The organism is Telluria aromaticivorans (genome assembly GCF_013003915.1).
In the GTDB taxonomy this organism is placed as follows: Bacteria; Pseudomonadota; Gammaproteobacteria; order Burkholderiales; family Burkholderiaceae_D; genus Telluria; species Telluria aromaticivorans.
Genome location: NZ_JABAIV010000016.1, coordinates 1 through 15,193 on the forward strand (window position 1 = coordinate 1; position 15,193 = coordinate 15,193).

Below are 15,193 nucleotides of genomic sequence, written 5' to 3' on the forward strand. Positions count from 1 at the left end.
CAGCGAAGAAAGCATCCGCTCAAAAGCGAGTGTGACTTTTGGAAAACGGACATTTTAACTTTGCTAAAAGCGGACATTTCTACTTTGCTGTTACAGGGTGGGCAGATTCTGCCCACGCGTTCAGATCACAGTGCTGCAGCCCGTGCGGCAATTCATATCGCAACGATCACCGCGTGGGCAGGAAACCTGCCCACCCTACGAGCAGGCAGCGGCTTCAGGTGAGCGGCACCGGTTTGCGTACCGGCCCTTCGCTCCAGGCTTGGCTCCCTACACCTGCCCCGCTACCTGGTCCGCACTCTCCGGATCGCTCACCCGCAGCGCTTCCACGAATACCTGCAGCGAGGAGCCGCAGGCGAACACCATCACGTCGCCGGGACGGCACAGGCCGAGGCCGTGGCGGATCGCATCGCCCACTTCCAGCACCCGGTGCAGGGTATCGCTGATGCCGGCCGCTTCCTCGGCGCCCTCGAGGATCAGGTCGACCGCATCGCCCACCGGGCGGCCGCGGCTCTGCGACTCGTACACCACCAGCTCGTCGAAGCGGGCGCCGCAGACGCGGCCGACTTCGACCAGGTCTTCGTCGCGGCGGTCGCCCGGCGCAGTCACCACGCCCACCAGTTGGCCCGGCAGCATGGCGCGCGCCATCTCGGCCATCGCGCGGTAGGCTGCCGGGTTGTGCGCATAATCGACGATCACGGTCACGCCGCGGATGTCGAACATATTCGTGCGCAGCGGATTGGTGCGCCCGTTCGAGACAAACGTCGACAGCCCGGTGGCGATCTGGATGTTGGTGAAGTTGGCCGCCATCAGCGCCGCCGCGGCAGCCAGGCTGTTGGCAATGTTGAAGCGCGCACGCCCCCCGAAGGCCACCGGCATGCTCTCTACCCGCAGCAATTCCTGGTGCAGGCTGCCGTCGGCCACCACCACCGCATTGTCCTGCAGGTAGACGCCGCGCCCGCCCTCTTCCAGGTGGGCCAGCAGGGTCGGATTTTCCGGATCCATCGAGAAGTACACGATCTCCGTTTCCGGCTTGACGCGGCGCGCCATCGCCACGCACAGCGGGTCTTCGGCATTGAGCACCGCCGCCTTCGAGGCCGAGGTGGCGATCACCGCTTTCACCTGGGCCAGGTCTTCGACCGTGTCCACACCGTCCAGGCCGAGGTGGTCGGCCGCGATGTTCAGCACCACGCCAACGTCGCAGCGATCAAACGCCAGGCCGCGCTTGAGGATGCCGCCGCGCGCCGTTTCCAGCACCGCGACTTCGACATCGGGCGAGCCGAGCACGGTGCGGGCCGACCAGTAGCCGGTGCAGTCGCCCTTGGCGACCTGCTTGCCGTCGATGAAGACGCCCTCGGTGGTGGTCACGCCCGCCACCTTGCCGGCCATGCGCACGGTATGGCCGATCAGCAGCGTGGTGGTGGTCTTGCCATTGGTGCCGGTGATGGCGATGGTCGGGATGCGGCCGTCCGACTCTTTCATCAGGCCCTGCACGATGGCGTCGCCGGCGTCACGCGGCGTGCCGCTGCTCGGGTACTGGTGCATGCGGATGCCGGGCGCCGCATTGACTTCGATGACGGCGCCGTTCTGGGCGTCCAGCGGTAGCGCGATGTCGTGGCAGACGATGTCGATGCCGGCCACGTCCAGGCCAATCTTGGCGGCGGCGCGCACGCACAGCAAGCGGGTCGATTCGGGCAGCAGGTCGGTCACGTCCTCGGCGGTGCCGCCGGTGGACAGGTTGGCATTGCCGCGCAGTTCGGCGGGTACGCCGACCGGGAGCACGCTGTCGAAGCCGCTACCTTGCTTGCGCAGCATGTCGGCGGCATGGTCATCGAGGGCGATCCTGGTGAGGATGTTGCTGTGGCCGGCGCCGCGCGCCGGGTTCTGGTTCTCGCGCTCCACCAGCTCGCGGATGGTCGAGACGCCGTCGCCCACCACATGCGCCGGGCGCCGGCAGGATGCGGCCGCGACCTGGCCATTGGCCACCAGCACGCGGTAGTCGCGGCCTTCGACGAAGCGCTCGACGATGATGCGGCGCCCGTACTGGCGCGCGAACTCGAAGGCGCGTGCCACGCCCTCCGGGTCGCGCACGTCGACGGTGACGCCCTTGCCCTGGTTGCCGTCGAGCGGCTTGATGGTGACCGGGGCGCGCATGCGCGCGGCGACGCGCTGCGCATCTTCGACGGTGGTGACGCTTGATCCTTCCGGCACCGGCACCCCGGCTTCCTTGAGCAGCGATTTGGTCAGCTGCTTGTCGCTGGCGATTTTTACGGCGATGAAGCTGGTGTCGCCGGTCGTCGTGGCCTGCAGGCGCTTCTGCTTCACGCCCCAGCCCAGCATGAACAAATTCGCGTCTTCCGTGATGCGCTGGGTCGGGATGCCGCGCTCGTGCGCCGCGGCCAGCACCGCCGCGGTGCTGGTGCCGATCGCGTAGCGCGCCACGATCTCGCCCAACTCTTCCAGGCGCGGCGCCAGGTCGAATGCTTCTTCGTTGGCCAGCGCCTCGACCAGGTCGACCGCCAGCTGGAAGGCGGGCTGCGCCAGGCGTTCCTGCGTGTAGGCGCAGACGATGCGGAACTGCCCAGGGTGCCCGATCAAGGGACGGGTACGGCCATAGCTGGCGGGCGCGCCGGCCTGGGTCTGCAGGTCGAGCATGACCTGCTCGATCACGCGCCCGAGGTAGGTGCCTTCGCGCAGTCGCTGGGCAAAGCCGCCGCGTTGCCCGGTCGGCAGCAGCTGGCCATGCAGGGCCGGCAAGGCTTCCAGCAGGGCGTCGTTAAAACCGGGGATGTCTTTGGAAGAGACGCCGTACAGGTCTTCCAGGTCGATGACGCTGAGCAGGCAGGGGGAATCGGCGTGGACGTTCGGTCCGCGCAAGAAGCGCTGTTCCAGGATTTGCACGAATAGATCCTTGTAATAATTATGGGCGCGGGCCAAACAGGCGCTTGGAACCGCAAACTCTCACCAGCCCCCGGGCTCAAGCCGGGGGTGCACATCTTGATTCAGGCGTCGAACAGCTGCGTGTACATGCGGGTCGCCATCAGGCCCGCAGCCGTATGGTGCACTTCGGGCGACATCAGGCCGCCCAGCAGCGCCATCGCCTCCTGCTTGCCGGCGGCGCCGGCGACCTGCTCTTCCAGCAGGCGCAGCTCGTTGTCCGGTTCTTCCAGGCGTGGATGGCGGCGGATCAGGCCGCGCTCCGGGAAGGCCGCGCTGCGACCCTGTTGCTGGCCGAGGTTGTCGAGCGTCCGCTGGCGCGCGCGCCAGGTCATGCTGCGCTGGCCCTCCTTGCGATTACCGTCGGGCGCGGTGGTGATCCAGTCGCGCAGCACCTGCAGCTCGTAGGCGCTGAAGACGCCGAACATCTCGGCCTTCTCGCCGCTCACCAGGCCCCAGAAACGGCTGTGCTCGACGTCCTCGCCGCGCTTGATCCAGCCGGCCTTTTCCAGCGCCGCCAGGAAGTCCGGCACCTGGGCCGGCGTAGCCAGCCAGTCGTTCACGGAACGGCCGGCGACGCGGCAGTAATCCGAGTGCATGTTCTTGCCGACCTTGCTCTTGGCCGCCAGGATATCGGTCAGTTCGGCCTGCAGGTCGAATTCGGCGATCACCGAATTGGTGCTGGCGCCGAGGTCATTCAGGCGGTAGCCGTCGAGCACGCGGCGGTAGAAGGCATCGCGGTCGCCCACGCGCGGCATCAGGTCGCCGAGCGCCTGCACCGCCTTCTGGGCATGGCCGCTGGCTGCGTTGTCCACCGTGACGTGCAGCGTGAAGTAATACGGGTCGATGCCGAACTCGTTCAGCTCGTACGAAGTGATCAGCAGGTGCAGCGGCAGCTGCTCGTAGCCGAGGTTGTAGCCGATGACCTCAGGCAGGAAGTGGTCGGCATGGTGGCCGAGCGCGAGCTGGATCGCACCCTGCACGAAATGCTGCTCGCCCAGTGCTTCCCAGCCGTCGCAGCCGTGGGTGGCCAGCAGCTTGCGGTAGAGCGTGACGTGGTTCTTGTCGGGGACGCCCTCGCCCAGCTCCTCGATATAGGTCTTGATCAGGCCGTGGTAGGCAGGGTTGTCCCAGTGCTTGAGCAGGCCGTACAGCCAGGCGCCGTCGACCAGCTTGGTCGGCGCCACGGCCTTGATGAAGTAGAGCGCATGTGCGCGGCAGGAAAAATAGCGGCGCGGGGCGCCATTCTTGCGCGCGGCCAGGTATTCGCGATACTGCTCGCCGACGGCGTCGGTACGTTCCTCGACCCAGGCCGGCAGTTCGGCGAGGGTGGGCGGCAGGTCGGCAGGCAGCGCCTGCACCGCGGCGATCTGGTCGGCAATATAGGCGCGCGCCTCCTGGGGCGTGGCGCGCGGGTCGTCATACAGCGAGAAATACAGCTCCCTCGAGCGCTCCCGGGTCGCGGGGGCGGCATGGGCAGCGACGGTCATGGCGTCTAACAGCATCGAATTCATGTCTCTCGGATATAAATGTTGGTCTGGGAAGACGATATTCAACATTATCCAGAATGAATTGTTTTTACAGAATCGGTAGGAGCGCTGCAAGGATGTAAGAGAGGGATTACAAAATTGCAAAACAATTACGTGGGATCCCCTGCTCCGCAGTTAAGTCATGGCCTTGCTCCGAGCGCCAGGTCGGCCACCAGCCGGCCGCCGGACAGCCTCACCGGCACCGCGCCCTTGGTGAGCATGCGCGTGATCGCGCGGTCGCCATCGCCCGGTTTCACCTCTACCGCCCGCATCGCTTCATGCACCAGCAATACTTCGAAGCCCGCTTCGATCCCGTCCAGCACCGTGTTGAGCACGCAGTAATCGGTTGCCAGCCCGCACACGCTTACCCGCGTGATGCCCTCGGCGCGCATGCTGCGCGCCAGCCCGGTCTCGCTGAAGGCCGAATAGGCATCCTGGGCCTGGGTATCGGCCTTGGACACGACGATGGCGTCCTCGGGCAGCCGCAGTTCGCCGGAAAAGCGCGCGCCTTCGCTGCCGGCGACGCAGTGCGGCGGCCAGGGTCCGCCCTGGGCCGCGAACGAACAATGGTCTACCGGATGCCAGTCGCGCGAGGCATAGATTGGCAAACCGCGGGGCAATCCGCGCCCGTGGTAGAGCTCGATGAGCGCATTGACCGGCGCTATGACGCGGTCGCCGCCCGGCACGCCGAGGCTGCCTCCAGGCAGGAAGTCGTTCTGCATGTCGATGACCAGCAGGGCGTCGCCCTTGCCGAGCACGATGGCGCTCATGGGAAATCTCCGTACACCGGCAGGCCCCGGATTGGACCTGTCCTCGCGAGAAAGCTTAGCACGGGGGGCCGGATGCCCGGCGCGGAAACGACAACGCCCGGCCTGCATTGCGGGCCGGGCGCCGGGCATTGCCGCTAGTGCGGCAAGGAGATTACTGCTCAGTGCCGTTCAGCAGCGAACGCTTGCGGGCATAGCCGAAGTACACAGCCAGGCCAAGCAGCAGCCAGACGATGAAGGCCACCCAGGTATGCCAGCTCAGGAAGGACATCAGGGCCAGGCAGAATACGATCGCCAGCCCGGGAATCACCGGCACGCCAGGGCAGCGGAAGGCGCGCGGCAGGTCCGGGCGCTTCTTGCGCAGGATGATCACGGCCACCGAGACGAGCGTGAACGCGGCCAGGGTGCCGATGTTGACCAGTTCGGCCAGCACGTCGAGCGGCACGACCGCGGCGATCAGGCCGAAGACGATGCCGACCATCCAGGTGGCGAAGAACGGGGTGCCGTATTTCGGATGCACTTCCGACAGCTTCTTCGGCAGCAGGCCGTCGCGCGACATGGCGAACAGGATGCGGGTCTGGCCGTAGGCCATCACCAGCATCACGGTGCTCATGCCCAGGATCGCGGCCAGGTCGACGAAGCCGGCGACCCAGTCCTGGCCGGCGTATTGCAGGGCCAGCGAGACCGGGTGGTCGACGCCCTTGAAGTTCATGAAGGGCACGATGCCGGTCATGATCGAGGCCACGATCACGTACAGCACGGTGCAGACGGCCAGCGAGCCGATGATGCCGATCGGGAGGTCGCGCGACGGGTTCTTGACTTCCTCGGCGGCGGACGTTACGGCGTCGAAGCCGATGAAGGCGAAGAACACCAGTGCGGCGGCGCTCATCACGCTGCCGAAGCCGAAAGGCATGAAGGGCTGCCAGTTTTCCGGCTTGACGTAGTTGACGCCGACCACGATGAACAGGATCACGACGCCGGTCTTGATCAGCACCATCACGTTGTTGATGCGAGCCGATTCGCGCACGCCCAGCGACAGCATCCAGGTCAGCAGGATCATGATCACGAAGGCCGGCAGGTTGAACAGCGTCTCCACGCCCGGCTGTGCACCCGGCGCGGCGCGCAGCGCTTCCGGCAGCACCACGCCGATGCCCTTGAGCAGCGACTGGAAATAACCGGACCAGCCGACCGCAACGGTCGAGGTGGCCAGGCCGTATTCGAGCAGCAGGTCCCAGCCGATCATCCAGGCGACGATTTCGCCCAGGGTGAAATAGCTGTAGGTATAGATCGAACCGGCGACCGGCACGCTCGAGGCGAATTCGGCATAGCACAGCGCGGCGAAACCGCAGGCCAGGGCGGCGATGATGAAGGAGAGCGTCAGGGCCGGCCCTGCGGTCACGGCGCCGGTGCCGGTGAGCACGAAAATGCCGGTGCCGACGATCGCCCCGATGCCCATGAGGACGAGGTCAAACGGGCCGAGCACCTTTTTGAGGCCGCCCGGTTTCTGGGCTGTTGCCAGCATCGTGTCGAGATTCTTGGTTCTGAAAAGACTCACTGCTTGTTCTCCAATCAAAAAAATAGTGTGGTTCCACGGCTTTTAGTTATGTCGCCCGGGCGGTTCTCGCGCGCGCGTTCCGTGCATGGAGGTGGTTGCCGCCATGCCGGCCCTGGAACCGACTTCGCCTTGCCTGCGAGGATGTAGATTTCGCAGACGTAACATTATCACCAGATTGTTGTTTTGGATCAAAGTAAAACCGTGAAAGTGCTTCAATTCCCTTGTTCCGGCCCAAATTAGCTATTGCGTTGCGTAAACATCGCCCCTCCTGCCCGGCACTTGATTTCCGTACATCAACAGAACATAATCGGCTCACCTTCATTAGACCCCGGCCGACCACCCCATGGCGACCCCGCTGCCGTCCCGTATGGCGAAACGCATGTGGTGCGGGACTGTCCCTGCGCTGCTGCTGGCATGTGCGTCGGCGTGCGGGGCGGCGGAGGTGGACAGTACCCGCATCGCCGCGGCCCAGGCGCGCCTGCGCGAACTCGCGCAACTGGCCGAGAAAAGTAATCCGAAGGCGCGCGCCCTGCTGGTGCAGGAAGCCGCCGCCCTGGATGCTGCCCTGCCCTATCCGGTGCGGATCGCCTACCTGCGCCTGCTGCGCCGCACCCATGCCGACGCCGGCAAGCTGCGCGAAGCCTATGCCGTGGACGAGCAGGTGATCCGGCTGGCCGGTCTTGAAAACGATGCGGTGCAGGTGGCGCTGGCCAGCCTCGGGCGCGTACACAAGCTCCTCAACGACAACGATCCGGCAGCCGCGATGGCCCTGCTGGAAAGCCTCAACGCCCAGTACCAGGGCCTCGGCAACACGGAATTCACGGCCAGCGCCGACGTCGCCTATGGCGCGATCTACAACATCATGGGACAGCACGACCGCGCCTTCAGCCACTACCTGCGCGGGCTCGAACTGGTGCAGCGCCATCCCGGCCTGTGGACCCCGCGCGAACCGGACCTGCGCCTGGCGCTGGCACGGCTGTACGTGAATACCGGCGCCCCCGCCAAGGCGCTCGACACCACCCGCGCCTACCGCGAGGCGCGCGGCGCCATGCCGCCGCTGGTGGAAGCCTCGATGCATTTCATGGATGGCCGCGCCTACGTCTCGCTGTCCCAGCTGCGCCAGGCCCACGTGTCGTTCGGGCGCGCGCTGGCGCTGGCGCGCCGCAATGAACTGAGCTGGCTGGAAGCGAACATCCTCGGCAACGTCGCCGACGCCTGGCTCAAGGAGCACCGCTACCTCGAGGCCGAACGCGCCGCGCGCGCCGCGATCGTGGTGGCCGAAGCGGTGGTCGAACAAAGCGCGATCCAGATGGCCTATGCGAACCTGGGCTTCGCGCTGTTCGGGCAGGGACGTATCCTTGAGGGCAGCATGTACATCGACCGTACCGCCGCCGAACTGCGCAAGGCCGGCGCCATGCTGGGCGTGGCGAACATGCTGGCCGAAAAAGGCGCGGCGCTGGAGAAGGCCGGGCTCTACAAGCAGGCCCTGCAGACCGTGCGCGAGCGCGAGGGCATTCTCGAGACCCTGGCCATCGAGCGGCGCGACAAGGCCTTCGCGGCGCTGCAGGAGCAGTTCAATGCCAAGCAGCGCGCCGCGCAGATTGCCAGCCTTCGGCAGGAAAACGCGGTCAAGGATGCAGAGATCCGCAACCGCACGCTGCGCCAGGCCGTGACCTCGCTAGGCGCCGCGCTGGCGCTGGTGCTGTCGGGCTTTGTCACGATGCTGTACCGCAGGTCGCAGCGCACCGGGCGCCGCCTGGCCGAACTGAATGCGGAACTGGCCCACAGCTCGGCCCACGATCCGCTCACCGGCCTGTATAACCGGCGCTCCTTCGTCGAACGCATGCGCCAACGCGACCTGCAGGCCGGCGAGCGTCGCAGCGGCGAGCTCGCGGCGCAGGCCGGCGAATCGGACGACTGCTTCATCCTGCTCGACATCGACCATTTCAAGCGCATCAACGACCAGCACGGGCATGCCGCGGGCGACCTGGTGCTGGTCGAAGTGGGGCGCCGCCTGAACGAGGCGGTGCGCGATTCGGACATGGTGCTGCGCTGGGGCGGCGAGGAATTCCTGGTGTATTCGCAAGGCGTCACCGCAAGCCAGTATCCGCTGCTGGTGCAGCGCATCCTGAACGCGATCGCCGCGGCGCCGGTGGTGCTGGAAGACGGCAGCGCGCTTGCGGTGAGCGCCACCGCCGGCGCGGTCTCGCTGCCGGCCGCGCCGGACCCCGCCTTCGGCTGGGAGCAGGCGATCGCGCTGGCCGACCGCGCGCTCTACAAGGGCAAGGAAGCAGGCCGCAACCGCGGCTTCATCGTCGACGCCGCCCTGCCCGGCCAGGCGCCAGGCGATGAGCTGGAGCTGCGCCTGCAGCTGGTGACGCCGGACATGTACTGGCAGCCGGCGCACTGACTCATTCACGGCCGGGCGGGGGGCCTGCTCCGGCAAGCAGGCCCTGGCGCCGGCCCCGTCAAGGAGAATCAGTCGAAACCGGCTTCGCCGCCCACGCGGTCAACTCACGGTCGCGAACCACAAACGCGTATCAGGACGCAACGGCGTGTTGAACGCGCGGGCGCAAGTCAGGCCACTGGCCTGGCTTGCCCTGCCCACCCTGCGATGGGCGGGCGACTCCCGGGTGGCTCGCCTCGAGCCTAGGCGCGCATCGGCGCGCGGCGCCCGGCCATCGCCACCACCGCCTGGACCAGCACAGCGGGGCGCAAGGGCTTGGCCAGGAATTCATCGAACCCCGCTTCCAGCGCGCGCTGCTGGTCTTCGCGGCGCGAGAACGCCGTGAGGGCGATCGCCGGGACCTGGGCAAGGTGACGGTCGCTTAGTGCGCGCACCTGCCGGATCAGCTGGAAGCCATCCACCAGCGGCATGCCGATATCGCTGATCAGGAGGTCCGGCCGCTCGCGTTCGAACAGCTGCAAGGCGTCGTGCGCACTGGTCGCCGACAGGATCGCGGCGCCGGTCTCCGACAGCACCTGCTGTACCAGTTCCAGCGAATCGGGTTCGTCTTCCACTACCAGCACCGTCAGGCCGGCCAGCTCGCCTGCAACCCGGGCCATGGCTTCGCCTGGCAGGTCCGCCGTAGTGTCCGTAGTGTCTTGCCCGGCGCCGGCGGGCGCCTGGCCGGCTTGCTGGATCGGCAGGTGCAGCGTGAAGGTCGATCCGCGCCCTGCCCCGGGACTGGACACGGTGATGGTGCCGCCCTGCAGTTCGACCAGCTGGCGCGCGATAGCCAGCCCCAGTCCCAGGCCGCCGTGGCGGCGCGACGACGAGGCGTCGGCCTGGCGGAAGCGGTCGAATACATAGGGCAGGAAGGCGGGATCGATGCCCACGCCACTGTCGGTCACGTCGATCGCCACCAGTTCGCCTTCGCGCCGCACGCTCACGGCGACCCGGCCTCCCGGGTCGGTGAACTTGATCGCGTTCGACACCAGGTTCGACATCACCTGCTGCATGCGCCCGAGGTCCCCGGTCACCGGGCCGGCGTCATAGTCGACATCGGCGGAAAGCTGGATCTGCCTGGACATCGCGGTCGGGCGCGCTGTCTCGAGCGCGGCGTTGACGAATTCGGCGGGCGTCACCGCGCGCGCCTCAATGCGCACCTTGCCGGTGATCAGGCGGCTCATGTCGAGCATGTCCTCGATCAGCTGCGACTGGGCGCGCGCGTTGCGCTCGATCGTTTCCAGGCCGCGCCGCAGCATCGCCTCGTCGCGCGCACCCTGCAGCAGCAGCTGGGCCCAGCCCAGCATGGCATTGAGTGGCGTGCGCAGTTCGTGCGACAGCGTGGCCAGGAATTCGTCCTTCAGCTGGCTCAGGTGCTCGGCCTCGACCCGCGCCTTTTGTTCGCGCAGGTAGAGCGCCTGCCGTGCGGCCGCGGTTTCCAGCGAGGCGGCCAGGGTGCGGTTGCGCGATTCCAGCCTGGTGTCGAAGATCGCCGCCAGCAGCGCGATGGTCAGGACCGCGACGGTGGCCACCGCAACCAGGATCGCCAGGTGGTCCTGGTTGACGCCGTCCCTTGCTGCGCGGCAGATGCTGGAGGCGTCGAAGTGGGCGGCCGCCATGCCGGTGTAATGCATGCCGGCGATCGCACCGCCCATCACCACCGCCGCACCCGCCTGCAGCAGGCGCGGACGGCGGACCCGTTCGCTCAGGCGGAATCCGATCCAGAGCGCACCAGCCGAGGCGCCGATCGCGATTGCGACCGAAGCCAGGAACAGCCAGGGATCGTAGGTGATCGGCGGATCCATGCGCATGCCGGCCATGCCGGTGTAGTGCATGGCATTGATGCCGAGGCCCATCAGCACCGCGCCCCAGGCCAGGTGGCGCCCGCCGAGTTCGCGGTGCCGCAGCTGCCACAGGGCCAGGCCCGAGACCACGACCGGCAGCAGCCAGGAGGCGAAGGTGATCAAGGGGTCGTAGCCGACCGGCAGCGGCAGGCGGAAGGCCAGCATGCCGATGAAGTGCATGGCCCAGATGCCACTGCCCATCGCGAAGGCGCCACCCGCCATCCAGGCATGCGGTGCGTGGCCATGCGATTGCTTGACCCGGACCGCCAGGCTGAGGGCCGTGTAGGACGCGAACATCGCGACCAGGATCGAGAGGAGGACCAGCGTTGGTTCGTAGTGGCCGTTCAGCATAAGCAGGTGGGGTCCCGTTTCCCTTGTTGTCCGCACCAGCGCAGCGACGGCCCTGGCCCTGGCGAGTGTACACGACGGGTGCCGGACCCGGCGCTATCGATACTGCCAATCGGGCCAGGCCCAGGGCGGCAGGCGGACCGCAGGTGCGCCTCAGCGGACCAATGCCTGCCGCCGCTGGAATTCATTTCCGCAAAGCAATTTTACAGGATGGTTCTGGTTTTGCGCGCCGGCCGACGTGTGCGCGCCACAGGGCGCCTTTTGGGGCTGGCGCGGCGGCGGATTACATCGCGTCGCCGTCCACCACCACGCGGTCGCGCCCGCCTCGCTTGGCGGCATACAGGGCCTTGTCGGCCGCCTCGATCAGGGTGGCCGCATCGTTCAGGCGGTCCATGTCGAAGGTCGCCACGCCAATGCTCAGCGTGACGTGGGGGCGGACTGCCGCCGGCGCATGCGGCATGGCGAGCGCGGCCACATGGGCGCGGATCGCTTCGGCGTGCACGCGCGCCTGCAGCAAAGTGGTGTCGGGCAGGATGGCCGCGAATTCCTCGCCGCCGTAGCGGGCCGCCACGTCGCCGGCCCGCTTGAGCATGCCGGCCAGCGCCTGCGCCACCGCGCTCAGGCAGCTGTCGCCTTCCTGGTGGCCGAAATGGTCGTTGTAGGCCTTGAACGAATCGATGTCCATCAGCAGCAGCGAGAGCGCGCCCCCGTTGCGCTGGGCTCGGCGCAGTTCGCGGTCGAGCGCCACGTCGAAGTGCCGGCGGTTGGCAATGCCGGTCAGTCCGTCCACATAGGAACGCGCGCGCAGCGATTCCGCATGATCGAGCAGGCGGCGCTCGCGGTCCACGGCGCCGCTGACGTCGCGGATCTCGAGCAGGCAGTAGCGCTCGCCGTCCTCAAGGAACGGCGTCACGCTGACCGCCTGGTCGATGCGCTCCCCGTCGAAGCTGCCGGCCGCGCGCAGCGGGAACGGCGCGCGCCCGGTCGATGCGGGAACCGTGGTGGCTACCTCTTCGGTCAGCGCGGCCAGCACCGCGGCCTCGACACGCGAACCGCGCAGTTCGGGAAACACCTCGAACAGCGACCGCTCGCGCACCCGCGCCGCCGAATACCCCGAGCGCGGCACCATCCAGCCATTCCACAGCACGATCTCTTGTGCGGCATCGAGCACGACCAGGCCGGAGTTGGCCAGGTTGACGGCGCGGGCGGCGAAGGGGGTGGCAAGGTCGGTCTTTGGGTTCATTGCAGAATGATGTCGAAAAGAAACTTAACGATCATACCTGAGAATCGGGCGGCCAGGTCAGCTGAGACTACGGGCTCTTCACGTTTGCCCAAGTCGGCGAGCTTCGATCTGCCGCACATCGTAGGGTGGGCAGGTACCCTGCCCGCGCGTTCAAATCACCTTTGAGGACCACGAACGCGAATCGACATGTATGCGTTGGTTGGGCGCGTCTGCATTCGTCAATCGCGCTATTTGCGCAAATAACAGTCCATCCTGCGAGGTCGAACGAACAACGAGTAGATGTACGGGCAAATCGTATTGAGGTTGAACGCGCGGGCGGGAGACCCGCCCACCCTACCTTGAACGCATCGTCGTTAAGTCTGCACTGCTGCCAGGATCGCCGCCAACTCCTCCGGCGCCGCCGGCTTGAGCAAATGATGATCGAACCCCGCCTCGCGCGAGCGCGCCCGGTCTTCCTGCGCGCCCCACCCGGTCAGCGCAACCAGCCGCAGGCCCGCCAGCCCGGGCTCCGCGCGCATGGCGCGCGCCGTCGCGTACCCATCCATCCGGGGCATGCCGATGTCGAGGAAAGCCAGCTGCGGCGGGCAGGCACGCGCCGCACGTACTGCTTGCTCGCCGTCGTACACCGTGCGCACCCTGTGGCCGCCGGCCCGCAGCAGCGCGGCCAGCGAATCGGCCGCGTCGACATTGTCGTCCGCAACCAGGATCTCCAGGGCGCCCGTCACGACCGATGCCCCGCCGCCCGCAGCCCTGGCCTCCATCGCACTGCGCGCACCGGCGGCCGCCGGCAACCGGATCGTGAACGTGCTGCCCTGTCCCGGCCCGGCGCTGGCGGCCGCCACCGTCCCGCCGTGCAGCCCCACCAGGTGCCGCACCAGCGACAGGCCGATTCCCAGCCCGCCCTTCGAGCGGTCGAGGCTGCGCGAGACCTGGGTGAACATGTCGAAGATCGAGCCCATCGCTTCCTGCGGGATGCCGATGCCGGTGTCCCTCACCCGGATCACCACCTCGCTGCCCTCGAGGGCGCCCTCGACCGTGATGCGCCCGCCGCCTGGGGTGTACTTGGCTGCATTCGACAGCAGGTTGCTCAACACCTGGCTCATGCGCACCAGGTCGACGTCGAGCCAGACCGGCGCATCGGGCAGGCGCAGCTCGAGCCCATGCCCGGCCGCTTCGACCAGCGGCAGGCTGGTCTCGACCGCGCTGCCGACTACCGACTGCAGGTCGGTGCGCTCGAGCCGGAGCACCACCTTCCCGGTCGAGACGCGGGCGACGTCGAGCAGGTCGTTGACCAGGTGGACCATGTGCCCGACCTGGCGTTCCATCATCTGGCGCACGGTGGCCATGACCGCCGGCTTGTCCGCGCTCATGCGCAGCAGGTCCAGGCCGTTGCGGATCGGCGCCAGCGGGTTGCGCAGTTCGTGGGCCAGCGTGGCCAGGAATTCGGATTTGTGGCGGTCGGCGGCGCGCAGCGCTTCGGTGGAACGCACCCGCTCCACGTGCGCCCAGCAGCGCTCGACCACTGCATCGACCAGGGCCACGTCGCCAGGTGCCCAGGCGCGCGGGTCGCGCTGGTGCACCGCCATCATCGCCACCAGGCTGCCCTGCTTGACCAGCGGGCAGCAGATGATGGCCTTGATGCCGATCGCATTGAACATGGCGGCGCCATCGTCTTGCGCGATTTCGGTATCGACGTCGCCGATCAGGAGGGTGCGCCCGGCGCGCATGTTCGACGCCGCGCGCGAGCCGAACAGGTCGAGCGAATACACGCCCACCGTACTGGCTTCGCCCGGCGCCGTCCAGTCATGGCGGATCGTGAAACGGTCGTTGTCCGGTTCGAGGTCGGCATAGGCGACGCGGGTCGCGCCCAGGTGTTCGCCCAGCAGCCGGGTGGCGCCATCCAGGATGGCCTTCGGATCGGCCGCGATGCGCGTGGCCTCGCCGATGGCGTCCAGCAGGCGCAGGCGCTCGGCGGCGCGGCGCCGTTCAGTGGCGTCGGCGCCGATCGCGGACAGCATCGCGATGCTCCCGTCGGCCGCTCTCAGGGGAGAGATGACGACATCGGCAAACCGCCCGCCTTGTCCCGGCCTGTGGTACGGCAGGTGGCAGCGGAAGACCTCCCCGGCTGCAGCCTGGCCCGCCCCGGCCCGCACCGCGCCGGCCGCCGCCGGCTCGCCTTCCCACCACATGCAGTCCCAGAACTTGCGGCCCGCCACGTCGCTGGCCTCTGCATTCCAGGGCTCGAGCGCGCGCCGGTTGGCATCGAGCACGGTGCCGTCCGGCGCCAGGATCGCGGCAGAGTGGGTACCCTGGTCGAAGAAGGCGCGGAACATGGCGGCCGGTTCGAAGGCCGTTTCCGGCACAGTGCCGGGTTTCGGGGAGTCTGTGGGCATAGGGTCAAACAGGTCGTTCGGTGGCGACGGGGGTCGCCGGCCCGCCACCTTAGCATTCCTTGCAGCCCGGGGTCAGCAAAATAAGGAATTAGAGGAAACGCTCGGCAGTGACATTTCGAGAGCCTTGCGAA

9 protein-coding genes are annotated in these 15,193 nt (G+C 67.5%); 2 read left to right on the top strand and 7 right to left on the bottom strand.

Annotated elements, in window-relative coordinates; all coding sequences use genetic code 11:
- Positions 1-222, top strand: a 222-nt coding sequence (locus HGB41_RS23295) for a hypothetical protein (protein ID WP_212761074.1), incomplete at its 5' end; no start/stop codon positions are given.
- A gap of 45 nt (positions 223-267) precedes the next feature.
- On the opposite strand, the gene cphA is transcribed toward HGB41_RS23295, so the two are convergent.
- The 4 genes from cphA to bcaP form a co-directional block, all read right to left on the bottom strand.
- Positions 268-2,898, bottom strand: a complete 2,631-nt coding sequence (gene cphA, locus HGB41_RS22780) for a cyanophycin synthetase (RefSeq protein WP_171088602.1) — start codon at positions 2,896-2,898, stop codon at positions 268-270.
- A gap of 101 nt (positions 2,899-2,999) precedes the next feature.
- The gene (locus HGB41_RS22785) at positions 3,000-4,448 is read right to left on the bottom strand and encodes an iron-containing redox enzyme family protein (protein ID WP_171088603.1); all 1,449 of its coding nucleotides are present in this window, start codon (positions 4,446-4,448) and stop codon (positions 3,000-3,002) included.
- Between the two features lie 155 nt (positions 4,449-4,603).
- Entirely contained in the window at positions 4,604-5,233 is a 630-nt protein-coding gene (locus HGB41_RS22790; protein ID WP_171088604.1) for an isochorismatase family protein, read from the bottom strand.
- A 151-nt stretch (positions 5,234-5,384) separates the two neighbouring features.
- The gene (bcaP, locus tag HGB41_RS22795; RefSeq protein WP_371868577.1) at positions 5,385-6,785 is read right to left on the bottom strand and encodes a branched-chain amino acid transporter BcaP; all 1,401 of its coding nucleotides are present in this window, start codon (positions 6,783-6,785) and stop codon (positions 5,385-5,387) included.
- 343 nt (positions 6,786-7,128) lie between these two features.
- Here bcaP and HGB41_RS22800 point away from each other — a divergent pair, with 343 nt between their 5' ends.
- The gene (locus HGB41_RS22800; protein ID WP_229423189.1) at positions 7,129-9,195 is read left to right on the top strand and encodes a GGDEF domain-containing protein; all 2,067 of its coding nucleotides are present in this window, start codon (positions 7,129-7,131) and stop codon (positions 9,193-9,195) included.
- Positions 9,196-9,434: 239 nt separating this feature from the next.
- Here the strand turns inward: HGB41_RS22800 and HGB41_RS22805 are convergent, their stop codons facing one another.
- The 3 genes from HGB41_RS22805 to HGB41_RS22815 all read right to left on the bottom strand — a co-directional run bounded on the left by HGB41_RS22805 (position 9,435) and on the right by HGB41_RS22815 (position 15,062).
- Positions 9,435-11,429 (bottom strand): MHYT domain-containing protein, encoded by a 1,995-nt coding sequence (locus tag HGB41_RS22805; protein WP_171088605.1) that lies wholly within the window; start codon positions 11,427-11,429, stop codon positions 9,435-9,437.
- A gap of 280 nt (positions 11,430-11,709) precedes the next feature.
- Positions 11,710-12,669, bottom strand: coding sequence for a sensor domain-containing diguanylate cyclase (locus HGB41_RS22810; protein WP_171088606.1), 960 nt, complete (start codon positions 12,667-12,669; stop codon positions 11,710-11,712).
- Between the two features lie 353 nt (positions 12,670-13,022).
- On the bottom strand, positions 13,023-15,062 hold the full coding sequence (locus HGB41_RS22815; RefSeq protein WP_171088607.1) for a hybrid sensor histidine kinase/response regulator: 2,040 nt from the start codon (positions 15,060-15,062) through the stop codon (positions 13,023-13,025).
- Positions 15,063-15,193: the final 131 nt, after the last annotated feature.